This is a genomic window from Streptomyces sp. NPDC006529 (genome assembly GCF_040611795.1).
GTDB lineage: Bacteria > Actinomycetota > Actinomycetes > Streptomycetales > Streptomycetaceae > Streptomyces.
The window spans coordinates 117029-132283 of record NZ_JBEXPB010000005.1; the positions used below are offsets into that span (position 1 = coordinate 117029).

Here is a 15255-nt window from a genome sequence, read left to right on the forward strand (position 1 = left end):
TCAGGAGCTGCTGGAACAGCTGCTGCTGGACGAACCGCCACAACTCGAACCGCTGGAACAGCTGCTGGAGGAGCTGGAGCAGCTGCTTCCCGAGGAGCCGCAGCCCGACCCCGACGAGCCGCACGAGGAACCGGACGATCCGCAGCTCGACGACGGGGCGGCGCAGCTCGACCCGGAGCTGCCGCCGCAGCCGCTCGCCCCGCCGCCGTCGCTCCCGGCGCACCACACGACGGGCAGCATGTCGACGGATGACCCGGCGGACCCGCCGGAGTGCGGGGAGCGGCGGCGCGCGGAGGCGGCGCGGGCGGCGCCGAGCCGCGCGGCGGGCAGTAGCTGCGCCCGCAGGTACGGGTCCCGGACCCCCGCCAGCCCGAACAGCGCGGCCTGGACCTGCGCGCTCCGGTCGCGCACGTGCAGCGCGCGGATCTCGTTCAGGGCCCGGCGCCCGGCCGTGGTGACCCGGCCCAGGGCCCGGGAGGCGCCGACCCCGCCCGCCACCGCGCCGCCGAGCAGCACCGGGAACACCATGAAGACGAAGGGCACCTGGAAGCCGTGCGGGGGGCCACCGGTGAACTGCAGGACGGTGAGCGCGATCGCGAGCGGGAAGCCCAGCACGCAGGTGACGGCCTGGATCTTGCCCCAGCGCCGCCACACCCGGCCGGTGCCGGGCAGCGCGATCAGCCCGCGGTCGGCCAGCGCGTCCCCGGTCTCCTGGACGGCCGGGTCCCGCATCGCCGCCGCCCGCAGGACGTGCAGGGCCCCCGAGGGCGCCGCCGCGTGCGCCTGGAGCACCGCCCGTTCGGCGGGGTCGTGGGCGCGCACCCCGGGCAGCGCGTGCACGATGCCGGGACCGCCGATGACGAGCCGGCCGTCGCAGAGCAGCGAGACGAGCGCGGCGTCGACGACCCGGCCCGGGCCGCCGGAGAGGAAGGCGGCCTCGGAGAGGTCGTGCAGCCGGGGCACCGGACCGGCCGGGCGGGTGCGAAAGCGCCGGATCCCCAGGTGCAGTGCGACGGACGAGGCGATGACGGTCACCCAGACGAGGACCGCGAGCGCGTTCATCTCGCGCTCCGGGCGGCTGCCGGACCGGTGTGCCGGGCGGGCGCGGCATGCCCGCTGCGGGCCGGGTGCGCCCCCGCGGCGGCCACGGCCGGGGCGTCGGGGCGCGGCGGCCTGCGCCGCCCGGGCAGCAGGGTCCGCGCCCAGCGGGCCAGCCGTCCCGGGGGACGGACCCCGGCCCGGTCCTGCCACCACTCGGTCAGCCGGCGGCGGGCCGCCGCGTCCTCGGGGAGGTCCCGGATGAGCAGGTGCTCGGCGAAGTCGAGCGCGTCGCGGCGGTAGCCGCCGGTCATGGGGCGGCTGCGGGCGTACCGCAGGAAGGCTTCGCGGTAGGCCGCGGCGCCCAGGATCTCCACCAGTTCCGGGGCCAGCTTGCGGACCACTCCCGCGCGCTTGGCGGCGAGGGCGCGCGACTGCACCCGCAGCCGCCGCCCGTCGAACCCCTCGGGTACGGGCGTCCCCGCGACCAGCGCCGACAGCAGGGCGGCCTGGCCGAGGCCGACCCGGGTGCGCGCGGCCGGCAGGTCCCCGGGCGCGGGGGTCTTCCCGGGCGCGCCGGAGCCGCCGGGAACGGCGGGCGCGGGGGAGCGCGGCGCGGGCGGCTCCGGGCGCCGGCCCGCGCCCCGGACCACCGCGCGGACGGCGCTCAGTTCGCCCGCCAGCTCCGCCTCCGCAGGGAAGTCGTCGTCGCGCTCCAGCAGCACGCCCGGCGGGTCCACCCGGGCGCGCAGCTCCGCCAGCAGGTCGAGGACGACCGGCGCGACGGGGTGCGCGTGGGTGTCGTGCCACACGCCGTCCCGCTCGACCCCGCCCGCCACGTGGACGTACGCCAGCGCCTCCAGCGGGACCGCGTCCAGCGCGGCGAGCGGGTCCTCGCCCCGGTTGACCCGGTTCGTGTGCAGGTTGGCCACGTCGATCAGCAGCCGTACGCCGGTCCGCTCGACCAGCTCGGCCAGGAACTGTCCCTCCGTCAGCTCCTCGCCGGGCCAGCGGATCAGCGCGGCGATGTTCTCCAGGGCCAGCGGGACCGGCAGCGCGTCCTGGGCGATGCGCACGTTCTCGCACAGCACGTCCAGGGCGTCCCGGGTCCGCGGCACGGGCAGCAGGTGCCCGGCCTCCAGCGCCGGCGAGGAGGTCCGTACGAAAGCGATGTGCTCGCTGACCAGCGGCGCCCCCAGCGCCACCGCACGCTCGGCCAGGGCGGCCAGCCGCGCCGGGTCGGGCCGGTCGGCGCCGCCGAGGCCGAGGCCGACGCCGTGCGGGACGACCGTGGTGCCGCGCTCGCGCAGCCGCAACAGCGAGGCGGGGAGGTGGCCCGGGCAGATGTTCTCGGCCACCACCTCGACCCAGTCCAGGTCCGGCAGCCGCTCCACCGCGTCCGCGATCTCCGGCCGCCAGCCGATGCCCACCCCCAGGTGTGCCGTGCGCTTCATGTACCCCTCGCCCCCTTCCAAGCGGTCGTGCCGGTGTCATGGCCCCGGCGAAGACCCGCCAACCGCAGGATAGGGACGTTCAGAGCAATATTTGAGGTTCCGTACGGGACGGAAGAAGGGGAGGGGCCCCTGCCGCTACCGCAGGCGGGCGCGCAGGGCCGGGTGGTCGGAGACCACGGTGCAGGAGCCGGGCGCGATCTCGGTGAACCCTGCGTCCCGGACCACCGGAAGCCCGCTCCCGGTCAGCGCGGCCCACCGCCCGGGCGCGGCCGTCCGCACGGCCAGCCGGAAACCGTCCGCCCGCCAGGCCGCCCGCTCGGGGCCGGTCAGCTCCCACCAGGCCAGCTGCGCCGCGTGCCCGGCCTGCGCCATCTCCTTGCCCGCCGACATCTCCAGCTCGGGGTTGAGCCACAGCACCGGCACGCCGGGCGCCGCCGGAGCGACCGGTTCCGGGTCGTCCAGGTCGGTGCCGGACACCTGGAGCTTGGCGAGCTCCTTCGGCCAGCCGTCCAGCGGGACGGGCGGGAACACGCGGACCTCGGCCCCCGCGCCCCGGACCGTGATGCCCGGCAGGGTCTCCGCCTTGCGCCACTCCGCGCCGCGCGCCCGGCGCACCACCTTGCGGATCCGCGCGTCCTGCCAGTCGTGGACCGCCCGGGCCCACTCGCCCTCGCCGCACGCCCGCTCGTCCGAGAGCAGCACCAGGACCGCGCGGGCCGCGGTCTCCAGCGCGTCCGTCCGGGCCGGGGGAGCGGTCTTCTCCAGCCGGACCACCAGCGGCAGCACGAACTGCGGGGCCTCGTCGCGGGAGGTGTCGGGGGCCGTGTCGGGAGCGCTCATCCGGCCAAGTCTGCCATCCCGCCCCGCCGCCTCCGACTTCAGGAGGATGCCCGTGCGGCCCTGCGCGGGCGAGGATCCCCCCATGAAGAGTGATCTTTTCGCAACCGAGAACCTGGCCCAGGCACCCACCGCCCCCGGCATGGAGCTGCAGAACGCCAAATCCGTCAAGTACACCGTCAATGGTGAAATGCTCGCCCGCCAGGGCGCGATGATCGCCTTCCGGGGCAACCTCCAGTTCGAGCGCAAGGGCCAGGGCATCGGGGGCATGCTCAAGCGCGCGGTCACCGGCGAGGGCCTGGCCCTGATGTCGGTCCGCGGGCAGGGCGAGGCCTGGTTCGCGCACCAGGCCGGGAACTGCTTCATCGTCGAGATCGAGCAGGGCGACGCGCTGAGCCTCAACGGCCGCAACGTCCTGTGCTTCGACCCGACGTTGGCGTACGAGATCAAGATGGTGAAGGGCGCCGGAATGACCGGCGGCGGCCTCTTCAACAGCGTCTTCACCGGCTACGGCAAGCTCGCCCTGGTCTGCGACGGCAATCCGATCATCATCCCCGTCACCGCGCAGGCGCCGGTGTACGTCGACACGGACGCGGTCGTCGGCTGGAGCGCCCAGTTGGAGACCGGCCTGCACCGCTCGCAGTCCGTCGGTTCGATGATCCGTGGCGGCTCCGGCGAGGCCGTCCAGCTGATGCTGCGCGGCGAGGGCTTCGTCATCGTCCGCCCGAGCGAGGTCACCGAGGCGGCCGCCGCGCACTGAAACGGCGCCCGCGAAGCCGCCGCCGCGGCGGCGGCCGGCGGGCCCGGGTACCGTCGGGGGCATGGACCAGTGGGAGGGGCCGCAGCGCCCGCACGAGAACGCGACGTACTGCCCCGCGCCCGCCGCGCCGGCCGGGCGCGTGCCCGGGCCGCCGTACGCGGACTGCGTGCAGTGCGGCAAGCCCACCGAGTACGGGGTCGCCACCCCGGGCGTGGTGCTGTGCCCGGTGTGCGAGTGGCAGGAAGCCCAGCGCACCGCCTGCTCCGGCTAGGGCGCGCGGGCCCGGCTCACTTGCCGATCAGGTCGGACACCTTCACGAAGCGGTAGCCGCGCTTGCGCAGCTCCGGGACGACCTTGGCCACCGCCTCCTCGGTCACGGGGGCGGCGCTGCGGGTGCAGTGCATGACCACGACCGAACCGGGCTTCACGCCGGCCAGCACCTGCTCGGCCACCGCGTCCGGGTCCTTGGCGAAGGCGTCCCCGCTGACCACGTCCCACTGCACGGCCGTGACCTTGGCCGAGGACAGGACCCGCAGCGCCTGGTCGTCGTAGCAGCCGCCGGGGAAGCGGAAGTAGGGGACGGTGTTGACCGCGCCGGCCTTCCGGAAGGCCTCGAAGGCCCGGTCGACGTCGGCCCGGGCCGCGGCGCCGTCCAGCGCGGGGAGTCCGTAGCAGGGGGACTTGAAGGCGTGGTGGCTGTAGGAGTGGTTCGCGATCTCGAAGTCCGGATCGGTGCCGATGGCCTTGGCCTGGTCCGGGTACTCCTCGGCCCAGCGGCCGGTCATGAACACGGTGGCGGGCACCTTCAGCCGCTTCAGCGTGGAGATCAGCTGCGGGTTGTCGAAGTGCTCGCCCGCCGCCGCGCGCGGCCCCTGGTCGGAAGTCATGTCCGCGTCGAAGGTGAGTGCGACGGTCTTGTCGGTGCTCTGCCGCGCGCGCTCGAAGACCGGGGTCAGCCCGCCCGGGCCGGGGGCGATCGTGGGGGCCTTGGCGGCCGGGGCCGGGGCGCTGGGCGACGCGGGGCCCGACGGCGTTGCGGAACGGGGCGCCTCCGGCTTGGCCGGGCCGAGGGCCGCCGGGGCGGCCGGGCCGCCTCCGCAGCCGGCGAGGGAGGCGCCGAGCGCGACGAGAACGGCCACTTTGCGTACAGGAATGGTCACGTACGCAAAATATATGACTATGAGGTAAGCAGCCGGGAGCGGCACTCCTCCACGTCGAAGTCCGCCTCGGGATAGCGCGGCGCGAGCGCCTCCAGGTGCTCCAGGAGCAGCGCGGCGACCGCCCAGTTGCGGTACCACTTGCGGTCGGCGGGCACGACGTACCAGGGCGCGGCGGCGCTGGAGCAGCGTTCCAGGGCCAGTTCGTAGGCCTCCTGGTAGGCGGGCCACAGGGCGCGCTCCTCGATGTCCCCGGGGCTGAACTTCCAGTGCTTCGCCGGATCGTCCAGCCGGGCCAGCAGCCGCTCGCGCTGCTCCTCGTAGGAGAGGTGGAGGAAGACCTTGACGATGCTCACCCCGTCGTCCGCGAGGGCCTGCTCGAACCGGTTGATCTGCGCGTAGCGGCGGCGCAGCCGGTTGCGCGGCGCCAGCTCGTGGACCCGGGCGATCAGCACGTCCTCGTAGTGCGAGCGGTCGAAGACGCCGATCTCGCCCGGCCGCGGGAGGGCCTTCTTGATCCGCCACAGGAAGGGGTGGTCCAGCTCCCGCGCCGTGGGAGCCTTGAAGGCCCTGGTCCGGCAGCCCGCGGGGTTGAACAGGCCGGCCACGTGCTTGACCGTGCCGCCCTTGCCACTGGTGTCCATGCCCTGGAGCACGAGCAGCACCCGGCGCCGGTCCCCGGCGGTCGCGGCGGCGTACAGCCGTTCCTGGAGGGAGGCGAGCCGCTCGCCCATCGCGGCGGTGTCCGCCAGCCCGGCCGCTTTGCGGCCCGCCTTGCCGGCCCCCTTCCCGCCGGGCGCGCCGGGCGTCGAGCGGGCGTCGATCCGCGCCAGGTGGACCGCCTCCCCGACGGGCACCCGCAGCAGCTCCCCGACGGACCGGTCCGGTCCGGCGGACCCGGTGTGCGTGTCCTTGTCCTTCTTCCGCTCGGCCACCACGGCCCCCTCTGCCCTCGCACGGCTTCCGTACGATCTTCACCCGGATCGGGCGGCGGCGCGAGGGCGCGGGCGGCGCGGGGTCAGTGCCAGGGGCCGGTCACCGCGAAGGTGGTGCCCGGGGCGTAGGCGTTGACGTACATCGTCCGGCCGTCGGGGGCGAAGGTGACCCCCGCGAACTCGCCGTACTCCGGGGCGCCCGGCGTACCGATGTCGTCCGCGTTGCGGGCCATCGGGTACACCGTGCCGGTCCGCGTCAGCCCGAAGACGTACTGCGCCCCGCCGCCGTCCTCGCACACCATCAGGCCGCCGTCCGGTGCCGGGCAGATGTTGTCCGGCGAGTCCCCCGGCAGCCGGATGTCCGTGGAGGGGCCGAAGACCACCTCCAGGCGGATCCGGGCGCGCACGGGATCGTAGGACCAGACCTGGCCGAAGTGGTCGGCGGCCGCCCCCTCGCGGCTGCGGGCGAAGCTGGAGACGAAGTGCACGACGTCCCCGCTCCAGTAGCAGCCCTCCAGCTTCTGCGCGTGCGTGATCCCGCCCGGGCCGAAGTCCTGGAGCCGGATCGGCGTGCGGGCCGCCGACGGGTCCGGTACGGGCACCCACTCGACCGGGAACACCGCCCCCGGCTCGGTCACGGACGCCAGGTCCGCCACCCCCCGCACGCGCATCGCCTCCAGCGCACCCCCGGCCCGCAGCGAGCCCGCGCCGCCCAGCGGGCGCCGCGGCAGGAAGCGGTAGAACAGCCCGAACGGCTTGACGAACGCGTCCTCGGTCTCGTAGACGACCCCGCGCACCGGATCCACCGCCACGGCCTCGTGGGCGAAGCGGCCCATCGCCGTCAGCGGGACCGGATCCGAGCGCCGCGGGTCGGCCGGGTCCACCTCGAAGACGTAGCCGTGGTCCTTCGCGTACCCGGCGACGCCCGCCGTGTCCTCGGTCTCCTCGCAGGTCAGCCAGGTGTCCCAGGGGGTGCGCCCGCCCGCGCAGTTGACGGCCGTCCCCGCGATGCCCACCCGCTCGCCGACCACCTCGCCCGCCGGGCAGAGGTCGATGACGGTGCAGCCGCCGAGCGCGGCCGGGTCGTAGGTCAGCCCCTCGACCGGCGGTACGCGCAGGGCCGCGGTGGTGCGGTTCTCGTGGTTGCGCACCAGCCGCACGCCGCCGGCCGGGGCGGCGAAGGCGGCCATGCCGTCGCAGTTGGCCGGGACGGCGCCCTCGCCGGAGCGCAGCCGGTCCCCGGCCCGGGACAGCACCCGGTAGCGGAACCCGGCGGGCAGGTCCAGCAGCCCGGCGGGGTCCGGTACGAGCGGTCCGTAGCCCTCGGCGGGCGGCGCGGGGAGCGCCGCGCGCGGACGGGCTCCCGCGGCGGTCGGGAAGAGGGCGCCCAGGGCGCCCGTGAAGGCGATGGCGGCGGCCGTGCCGCCTGCGGCGAGCAGGCTGCGGCGGGTGGTGGGCATCGGCAACTCCCCATGGCGGGACCGGAGATGTTCCGGGCCGTCCTACCACGGGGCCGGGCCGGGGGGACCGCGACGCGGTCGGGCCCGCCGCGGTGTCACACCTGCGGGTAAACCCCGGTTGCGCCGCCCGCCCGCCCGCCGCCCGCTCCCGGAGCGGGGAGGCAGCGGACGGGCGGGAGCCGGTGGCGCGGGGGTCAGAGCAGCTCGGCGGAGAGCGTGATCGTGGTCCCCGTCAGGGCCTGGCTGACCGGGCAGTTCTTCTTGGCGTCCTCGGCCGCGGCGGCGAAGGCCTCGGCGTCCAGGCCGGGCACCTCGGCGCGCACGCTGAGGTGGATGCCGGTGATGCCCTCACCCGGCTGGAAGGTGACGTCGGCCTTGGTCTCCAGGCGGGTGGGCGGAGTGCCCGCGCCGTCCAGACCGTGCGAGAGCGCCATCGAGTAGCAGCTGGAGTGCGCGGCGGCGATCAGCTCTTCCGGGCTGGTCTTGCCGTTGGCCTGCTCGGCGCGCGACGGCCAGGAGACGTCGTAGGAACCGATCCCCGAGGAGTCGAGGGTGACGACCCCCGAGCCCCCCAGCAGGTTGCCTTCCCAGACGGTGTGCGCGTGACGCGTGGTGGCCATGGGCGATCCCTTCACATAGGCGGAAGCTGCCGGGCGGCTTGGGAACCGGCCCGGCGGACCCCAAACCTACTGGGCGACCAGGCCCTTCGCGTCGCGGGCGAGCGCGGTGAGGCGCGAGATGGCGCGGAAGTACTTCTTTCGGTACCCGCCGTTCAGCATCTCGTCACTGAACAGCCGGTCGAAGGGCACCCCGGAGGCCAGGACCGGTATCTCGCGGTCGTAGAGCCGGTCGGCGAGCACCACCAGGCGCAGCGCCGTCGACTGGTCCGGCACCGCGCCGACGTCGGTGAGGCAGACCGCGGTGACGCCCTCGGTGAGCGCGCCGTAGCGGCTCGGGTGGACCTTGGCCAGGTGTTCGAGCAGCCCGGGGAAGTCGTCGAGGCTGGCGCCGGGCGTGGCGTACGCCGCCTTGGCGACCTGCTCGTCGGAGTACGGCGCGGGCGCCTCGGGCAGGCCACGGTGGCGGTAGTCCTGGCCGTCGATCCGCAGGGGGCGGAACTGCGCCGACAGGCCCTGGATCTCGCGCAGGAAGTCGGCGGCCGCGAACCGGCCCTCGCCGAGCTTGCCGGGCAGCGTGTTGGAGGTCGCCGCGAGCGCGACGCCCTGTTCGACGAGCCTGCTGAGCAGCGAGGACACGAGCACGGTGTCGCCCGGGTCGTCCAGTTCGAATTCGTCGATGCACAGCAGCCGGTGCCCGCCCAGGGTCTGGACGGTCTGCTGGAAGCCGAGCGCGCCGACCAGGTTCGTCAGCTCCACGAAGGTGCCGAAGGCCTTGAGCGCGGGCTCGGCCGGGGTGGCGTGCCACAGGGAGGCCAGCAGGTGGGTCTTGCCGACGCCGTAGCCGCCGTCGAGGTAGACCCCGCGCGGGCCGGTCGCGGCGGCCGCCTTCTTGGGGTTCTTGGCGAACCAGCGCCGCTTGCCCGCGCCGCTCGCGTGCGCCCCGCCCAGACCGGCGGCGAAGCCGCTGAGCACGGTGACCGCCTCGGACTGGCTCGGCTGGTCCGGATCGGGGTTGTAGGTGGCGAAGCGCACCGAGTCGAAACGGGGCGGCGGCACCATCTCGGCGACGAGCCGTTCGGCGGGCACGTGGGGCGCGCGGGCGCACAGCGCGAGCGGGCCCGCGTCGGGTCCGTCACCGGGTCCCGCGTCGGCCATCGGGCTCCGTCCGGTGGCGGCGGGGTGGGCGTCGGCACCGGAGGGGGAGAGAGAGGTTGACACAGCACTCAACTCTACGGGGCGTGGCAGACTGCACCGATGCGACGCCTGTTCCCTGTGACCGATCAGACATCCCCCGCCCCGGACGACCGGCCGTGGTCCCTGGACGAGCTGGCGGAGGCCTACGCGTACCCCGCGCTCGACGGCGGGGCGCACTGGCTGCGCGCCAACATGGTCGCCTCGCTCGACGGCGCCGGTCAGCACGACGGGCGCTCGCACCCCCTCTCCAGCGAGACCGACATGCGGATCTTCGGCACCCTCCGGGCCCTGGCCGACGTGGTGGTCGTGGGCGCGGAAACGGTTCGCCAGGAGGGCTACCGCCCGGCCCGCGCCCGTGCCGACTTCGCCGCCCGCCGGGCCGCCGCGGGCCAGGGTCCCGCCCCGGTCATCGCGGTGGTGACCGCCGGCCTGGACCTGGACTTCACCCTGCCCCTCTTCCGCGAGCCGCTCGTGCCCACCCTGGTGCTCACCGGGGCCGCCGCCCCCGCGGACCGGGTCGCGGCGGCGACCGCGTCCGGGGCCGAAGTGGTGGTCGCCGGTGAGGGCGCGGGCGTGGACCCCGCCCGGGCGGTGCGGGAGCTGGCGGACCGGGGGCTGCGCCGTCAGCTCACCGAGGGCGGGCCGCGGCTGCTGGGCCAGTTCGTGGCCGCGGAGGTGCTGGACGAGCTGTGCCTGAGCGTCTCGCCGACCCTCACGGCGGGTGACGCCCAGCGGATCGCGGGGGGCCCGCGGGTCGACGTACCGCAGCGGCTCGCGCTGGCCCTGCTGCTGGAAGAGGCCGGGTTCCTCTACACGCGTTACCGTCGGATCTGACAAGAGGCGGAATTTGTCGTTCCGCTTTGCTTCCGCTGGGCACATATACCAGCGCGAGCCCCGTGCGCCAGCGGGGCAGGATGGTTTCCGCAGGGGCCGGCCACGGCCGATGAAGGAGAGGACGTCCGTGTTCACGAGCGTTTTGATGATCGAGCAGCCTCTGACACCCGTAGACGTGGACTTCGTCACCAGCCTGCACGGGGACGACCCGGTCTCCTTCTTCGTCCTGATGCAGCCGCGGGGCGACCAGGACCGGCTGCTGCGCGCCATCGACGACGTCGCGCTCGGCGAGCTGCCCGAGGCCCTGCGCGAGGGGGAGGAACCCGAGGGCGACGCCGCCCGCGGCCCCGCCGAGCAGGCCCTGGCCCTCTCACTGGCGGCCCTGCGGGCCAAGGGCGCCAAGGCCGTCGGACAGGTGATCGAGGACCACCCGCTCGACAAACTGAAGGCCGTCGTGGCGGAGACGGGAGCCGACGAGGTGATCGTCCTGACCGCCCCGCACTTCGTGGAGGAGTTCTTCCACCGGGACTGGGCCTCCCGGGCGCGGCACAAGGTCGGGGTTCCGGTGCTCAAACTCTTCGCCCACAACGAATAGGCTGGGCGCCACGCACACCGTCACGTTTGACCATCAGGAGCGACCTGTATGACGCCCGGCCTGCCGACCGCCATGGAACGGCCCCACTTCATCGGCATCGGCGGCGCCGGAATGTCCGGCATCGCGAAGATCCTGGCCCAGCGCGGTGCGCGGGTCGCCGGAAGCGACGCCCGTGACTCCGAGACCGCCGCCGCGCTGCGCGCCCACGGCGCCACCGTCCACCTCGGACACGCCGCCGGGCACCTCGCCGACGACGCGACCTGCGTGGTCGTCTCCAGCGCCATCCGCGCCGACAACCCGGAGCTGGCCCGCGCCGCCGAGCTGGGCGTCCCGGTCGTGCACCGCTCCGACGCGCTCGCCGCGCTGATGGATGGCCTGCGCCCGATCGCGGTCGCCGGTACGCACGGCAAGACCACCACCACCTCGATGCTGGCGGTCTCCCTCTCGGCGCTCGGCCTGGACCCCTCCTACGCCATCGGCGGCGACCTGGACGTCCCCGGCTCCAACGCCCACCACGGCGAGGGCGACATCTTCGTCGCCGAGGCGGACGAGAGCGACCGCAGCTTCCACAAGTACGCGCCCCAGGTCGCCATCGTCCTCAACAGCGAGCTGGACCACCACGCGAACTACGCCTCGATGGAGGAGATCCACGACTCCTTCGAGACCTTCGTCGGCAGGATCGTCCCCGGCGGCACCCTGGTCGTCTCGGCCGACCAGGAGGGCGCCGTCGAGCTGACCCGCCGGGTCCGCGACCTGTCCTCCGTCAACGTCGTCACCTACGGCGAGACCGAGACCGCCGACGTCCGCGTCCTGAAGATCACCCCGCGCGGGCTGGCCGGCGAGGTCACCGTCCTCATCGGCGGCAAGCTGCTCACCTTCACCGTCTCGGTGCCCGGCCGCCACTACGCGCTCAACGCGGTCGCCGCCCTCGCCGCGGGCGTGGCCCTCGGCATCCCGGCGCACAACCTGGCCTCCGCACTCGGCAAGTACACCGGCGTCAACCGCCGCCTCCAGCTCAAGGGTGAGGCTGCGGGCGTGCAGGTCATCGACTCCTACGCGCACCACCCCACCGAGATGACCGCCGACCTGGAGGCCATCCGCGGCGCCGCCGGGGACGCCCGGATCCTGGTCGTCTTCCAGCCGCACCTCTTCTCCCGCACCCAGGAGCTGGGCCGGGAGATGGGGCAGGCCCTCGCGCTCGCCGACGCCTCCGTGGTCCTCGACATCTACCCGGCCCGCGAGGACCCGGTCCCCGGGGTCACCAGCGAGATCATCATCGCCGCGGCGCGCGCCGCGGGCGCCGATGTCAGCGCCGAGCACGACAAGAACGCCGTCGCGGACGTCATCGCGGGAATGGCGAAGCCGGGCGACCTCGTTCTCACCATGGGGGCGGGTGACGTGACCGACCTCGGTCCGGCCATCCTGGCCCGGCTGGCGAACTAAGGGGAGAGGCGCGATGGCGTACGAGATCGAGAAGCCCGACGAGCAGTGGCAGGCGGAGCTGACCCCGTCGGAGTACCAGGTGCTGCGGCTGGCCGGCACCGAGCCCGCCTTCCGCGGTGAGTACACGGACACCACCACGCCCGGCGTCTACTCCTGCCGGGCCTGCGGCTCCGAGCTGTTCCGGTCCACGGAGAAGTTCGCGTCGCACTGCGGCTGGCCGTCCTTCTTCGACCCGAAGGACTCCGAAGCGGTCGAGCTGATCGCGGACACCACGCACGGCATGGTCCGCACCGAGGTCCGCTGCGCGAAGTGCGGCTCGCACCTCGGACACGTCTTCGAGGGCGAGGGCTACCCGACCCCGACCGACCAGCGCTACTGCATCAACTCCATCTCCCTGCGCCTGGCCCCCGAAGAGGGGTAGCCCGAAAGGGAGTGGACGAGGAGAGCCGGGCCGGGAGGCCCGGACGCCGTCCGGACACCGCCGGGGCCCGCTGTCGACCGACAGCGGGCCCCGGCGTTTTCGCGTGCCGCGCGGCATTCCCCGCGCCCGCGCCGTCCCGCGCCATGTCCCGCGCCATGTCCCGCGCCGGGGAACGGCGTTGGCCGACTGTACGGCGGCGCGTCACGAAGGAGTTTCCTGAAGGTGGGACGGGCACGTTGTCCTTGGGTCGCCCCTCAGCGCCCCGCAGCACCCCTCCTCACCCCCAGAGGTCCTCACGCCATGGCAGAACTCGACCGCCGCCGGTTCCTCCGGATCACGGGCGCCGCCGCCGCCGCCTCGCTGCTCTCGGAGAGCATCGCCCGCGCCGCCGCCATCCCCGCGCAGGGCACGACCGGCACCCTCCAGGACGTCGAGCACATCGTCGTACTGATGCAGGAGAATCGTTCCTTCGATCAGTACTTCGGCACGATGAAGGGGGTCCGCGGCTTCGGCGACCCGCGCCCGGTCCTCCAGGACAACGGCAAGTCCGTCTTCCAGCAGTCCAACGGCACCAAGGACATCCTGCCGTTCCACCCCACCGCCGCCGACCTGGGCATGCAGTTCGTCGAGGGGCTCAACCACGACTGGGCCGGCGGCCACCAGGCCCACAACAACGGCAAGTACGACAAGTGGGTCCCGGCGAAGACCGCCACGACCATGGCGTACATGAACCGGAACGACATCCCGTTCCACTACGCCCTCGCCGACGCCTTCACCGTCTGCGACGCCTACCACTGCTCCTTCATCGGAGCCACCGACCCCAACCGCTACTACCTCTTCTCCGGCCACACCGGCAACGACGGCGCCGGCGGCGGCCCGGTCCTCGGCAACCAGGAGGCGGGGTACGGCTGGAAGACCTACCCCGAGCGCCTCGAAGCGGCCGGGGTCTCCTGGAAGGTCTACCAGGACGTCGGCGACGGGCTGAACGCCGCGGGCGGCTGGGGCTGGACCGGCGACGCCTTCCGCGGCAACTACGGCGACAACTCCCTGCTGTACTTCACCTCCTACCGCACCGCCCAGCCCGGCAGCCCGCTGTACGAGAAGGCCCGTACCGGTACGAACGCCAAGGCGGGCGAGGGCTACTTCGACCGGCTGCGCGCCGACGTCAGGAACGGCGTCCTGCCGAAGGTCTCCTGGATAGCCGCACCCGAGGCCTTCAGCGAGCACCCGAACTGGCCCGCCAACTTCGGCGCCTGGTACATCTCCCAGGTCCTGGACGCGCTGACCTCGAACCCGGACGTATGGGCGAAGACGGCCCTCTTCATCACCTACGACGAGAACGACGGCTTCTTCGACCACGTCGTCCCGCCGTACCCGCCGGCCTCCTCGGCCTGGGGCCTGTCCACCGCCGACGTCACCCGGGACCTCTACACCGGCGGGGTCACCGGCTACGCCGCCGGCCCCTACGGGCTCGGCCCGCGCGTGCCGATGATCGTGGTCTCGCCCTGGAGCAAGGGCGGCTACGTCTGCTCCGAGACCTTCGACCACACCTCGGTGATCCGCTTCATCGAGAAGCGCTTCGGCGTCCAGGAGCCCAACATCTCGCCCTGGCGCCGCGCCGTCTGCGGTGACCTGACCGCGGCCTTCGACTTCACCCGGGCCGACGCCGTGCCCGCCGCGCTGCCGTCCACCGCGGGCTACCTGCCGCGGGACCACAACACGCACGCCTCCTACCACCCGGTTCCGCCGGCCACCGGCGCCCTGCCGGTGCAGGAGCCGGGCGCCAAACCCACCCGCGCGCTCGGCTACGCCCCGTACGTGGACGGCCGGGCCACCGTCTCCACCGGCCAGTTCACCCTCACCTTCGCCAGTGGACCGGCGCTGGGCGCCCACTTCCACAGCACCTCGGGCAACCGGACGGACGGCCCCTGGCCCTACACCGTCGAGGCGGGCCGCACGCTCTCCGACACCTGGAGCACCAGCAGCTCCACCAGCAACCGGATCGACCTCACGGTCTGGGGGCCCAACGGTTTCCTGCGCACCTTCAGGGGACCCGCGAAGAAGGCCGGGCCCGAGGTGAGCGCGCGTCACGTCGCGGCCTCCGGCAACCTGGAGCTGTCCATGACCAACGCGGGCACCACCGCCGTCAACCTCACGGTGACCAACGCCTACGGCGGCGCCGCCCAGACCTTCAAGGTGCTCGCCGGGGCCACGGTCGCGCACACCGTGAACCTCCAGGCCACCGGCCGCTGGTACGACGTCAGGGTCGTCTCAGACGCGGACGCCGGCTTCCTGCGCCGCTTCGCAGGCCACGTGGAGACGGGCGCCCCGGGCGTCTCCGACCCGGCGATCAGGACCGCCTGACGCGGTCCCCGCCGCCCCCGGCCGTCCCCGCGCGCGCCGCGCGCGGCCGGCCGGGGGCGTGGTGTGACGGGGGGCCGGCTGGGCAGAACGTACGGCGGCGGAGTCCGTCACCCGCACCGCCCCCGTTCCCGTCACCGAGGGAG

General features: G+C 74.1%; 15 protein-coding genes. 7 read left to right on the plus strand and 8 right to left on the minus strand.

What is annotated here, in order from left to right; translation table 11 throughout:
* The 3 genes from ABZY31_RS06535 to ABZY31_RS06545 all read right to left on the minus strand — a co-directional run bounded on the left by ABZY31_RS06535 (position 1) and on the right by ABZY31_RS06545 (position 3332).
* Positions 1–1062 carry a TIGR04222 domain-containing membrane protein gene (locus ABZY31_RS06535; RefSeq protein ID WP_356405471.1) on the minus strand — a complete coding sequence of 354 codons (1062 nt, stop codon included), beginning with the start codon at positions 1060–1062 and terminating at the stop codon, positions 1–3.
* Complete coding sequence (locus ABZY31_RS06540) at positions 1059–2492, minus strand: DUF692 domain-containing protein (protein ID WP_356405473.1); 1434 nt, start codon at positions 2490–2492, stop codon at positions 1059–1061. The genes ABZY31_RS06535 and ABZY31_RS06540 overlap by 4 nt, the downstream gene beginning before the upstream one ends.
* Positions 2493–2627: 135 nt before the next feature.
* Positions 2628–3332, minus strand: a complete 705-nt coding sequence (locus ABZY31_RS06545; RefSeq protein ID WP_356405475.1) for a peptidyl-tRNA hydrolase — start codon at positions 3330–3332, stop codon at positions 2628–2630.
* 82 nt (positions 3333–3414) lie between these two features.
* Here ABZY31_RS06545 and ABZY31_RS06550 point away from each other — a divergent pair, with 82 nt between their 5' ends.
* Positions 3415–4089: an AIM24 family protein gene (locus ABZY31_RS06550; RefSeq protein WP_356405477.1), complete on the plus strand. Its 675-nt coding sequence runs from the start codon at positions 3415–3417 to the stop codon at positions 4087–4089.
* A gap of 61 nt (positions 4090–4150) precedes the next feature.
* On the plus strand, positions 4151–4360 hold the full coding sequence (locus ABZY31_RS06555; RefSeq protein WP_356405478.1) for a hypothetical protein: 210 nt from the start codon (positions 4151–4153) through the stop codon (positions 4358–4360).
* Positions 4361–4376: 16 nt separating this feature from the next.
* On the opposite strand, the gene ABZY31_RS06560 is transcribed toward ABZY31_RS06555, so the two are convergent.
* From ABZY31_RS06560 to zapE, 5 genes are all read right to left on the minus strand, one after another.
* Positions 4377–5249 (minus strand): polysaccharide deacetylase family protein, encoded by an 873-nt coding sequence (locus tag ABZY31_RS06560; RefSeq protein WP_356405479.1) that lies wholly within the window; start codon positions 5247–5249, stop codon positions 4377–4379.
* 17 nt (positions 5250–5266) lie between these two features.
* Positions 5267–6181 (minus strand): PPK2 family polyphosphate kinase, encoded by a 915-nt coding sequence (locus tag ABZY31_RS06565; RefSeq protein WP_356405481.1) that lies wholly within the window; start codon positions 6179–6181, stop codon positions 5267–5269.
* Positions 6182–6264: 83 nt separating this feature from the next.
* A complete protein-coding gene (locus tag ABZY31_RS06570; RefSeq protein ID WP_356405483.1) occupies positions 6265–7641 on the minus strand; it encodes an alkaline phosphatase PhoX in 1377 nt (458 codons plus the stop codon).
* Between the two features lie 194 nt (positions 7642–7835).
* Complete coding sequence (locus tag ABZY31_RS06575) at positions 7836–8261, minus strand: OsmC family peroxiredoxin (RefSeq protein WP_356405485.1); 426 nt, start codon at positions 8259–8261, stop codon at positions 7836–7838.
* A 66-nt stretch (positions 8262–8327) separates the two neighbouring features.
* Complete coding sequence (gene zapE, locus ABZY31_RS06580; RefSeq protein WP_356405652.1) at positions 8328–9416, minus strand: cell division protein ZapE; 1089 nt, start codon at positions 9414–9416, stop codon at positions 8328–8330.
* 99 nt (positions 9417–9515) lie between these two features.
* Here zapE and ABZY31_RS06585 point away from each other — a divergent pair, with 99 nt between their 5' ends.
* The 5 genes from ABZY31_RS06585 (at position 9516) to ABZY31_RS06605 (ending at position 15112) form a co-directional block, all read left to right on the plus strand.
* Positions 9516–10289 carry a pyrimidine reductase family protein gene (locus ABZY31_RS06585; protein ID WP_356405487.1) on the plus strand — a complete coding sequence of 258 codons (774 nt, stop codon included), beginning with the start codon at positions 9516–9518 and terminating at the stop codon, positions 10287–10289.
* 127 nt (positions 10290–10416) lie between these two features.
* A complete protein-coding gene (locus tag ABZY31_RS06590; protein WP_356405489.1) occupies positions 10417–10884 on the plus strand; it encodes an indole-3-glycerol phosphate synthase in 468 nt (155 codons plus the stop codon).
* A gap of 48 nt (positions 10885–10932) precedes the next feature.
* Positions 10933–12327: a UDP-N-acetylmuramate--L-alanine ligase gene (murC, locus tag ABZY31_RS06595; protein ID WP_356405491.1), complete on the plus strand. Its 1395-nt coding sequence runs from the start codon at positions 10933–10935 to the stop codon at positions 12325–12327.
* 13 nt (positions 12328–12340) lie between these two features.
* A complete protein-coding gene (gene msrB / locus ABZY31_RS06600) occupies positions 12341–12748 on the plus strand; it encodes a peptide-methionine (R)-S-oxide reductase MsrB (protein WP_356405493.1) in 408 nt (135 codons plus the stop codon).
* A 300-nt stretch (positions 12749–13048) separates the two neighbouring features.
* Positions 13049–15112, plus strand: coding sequence for a phosphocholine-specific phospholipase C (locus tag ABZY31_RS06605; protein ID WP_356405495.1), 2064 nt, complete (start codon positions 13049–13051; stop codon positions 15110–15112).
* Positions 15113–15255 lie beyond the last annotated feature (143 nt).

Coding starts and splice junctions, on each gene's coding strand:
- ABZY31_RS06535 (WP_356405471.1), bottom strand. CDS start 1,062: ATGAACGCGCTCGCGGTCCTCGTCTGGGTGACCGTCATCGCCTCGTCC.
- ABZY31_RS06540 (WP_356405473.1), bottom strand. CDS start 2,492: ATGAAGCGCACGGCACACCTGGGGGTGGGCATCGGCTGGCGGCCGGAG.
- ABZY31_RS06545 (WP_356405475.1), bottom strand. CDS start 3,332: ATGAGCGCTCCCGACACGGCCCCCGACACCTCCCGCGACGAGGCCCCG.
- ABZY31_RS06550 (WP_356405477.1), top strand. CDS start 3,415: ATGAAGAGTGATCTTTTCGCAACCGAGAACCTGGCCCAGGCACCCACC.
- ABZY31_RS06555 (WP_356405478.1), top strand. CDS start 4,151: ATGGACCAGTGGGAGGGGCCGCAGCGCCCGCACGAGAACGCGACGTAC.
- ABZY31_RS06570 (WP_356405483.1), bottom strand. CDS start 7,641: ATGCCCACCACCCGCCGCAGCCTGCTCGCCGCAGGCGGCACGGCCGCC.
- ABZY31_RS06575 (WP_356405485.1), bottom strand. CDS start 8,261: ATGGCCACCACGCGTCACGCGCACACCGTCTGGGAAGGCAACCTGCTG.
- zapE (WP_356405652.1), bottom strand. CDS start 9,416: ATGGCCGACGCGGGACCCGGTGACGGACCCGACGCGGGCCCGCTCGCG.
- ABZY31_RS06585 (WP_356405487.1), top strand. CDS start 9,516: ATGCGACGCCTGTTCCCTGTGACCGATCAGACATCCCCCGCCCCGGAC.
- murC (WP_356405491.1), top strand. CDS start 10,933: ATGACGCCCGGCCTGCCGACCGCCATGGAACGGCCCCACTTCATCGGC.
- msrB (WP_356405493.1), top strand. CDS start 12,341: ATGGCGTACGAGATCGAGAAGCCCGACGAGCAGTGGCAGGCGGAGCTG.
- ABZY31_RS06605 (WP_356405495.1), top strand. CDS start 13,049: ATGGCAGAACTCGACCGCCGCCGGTTCCTCCGGATCACGGGCGCCGCC.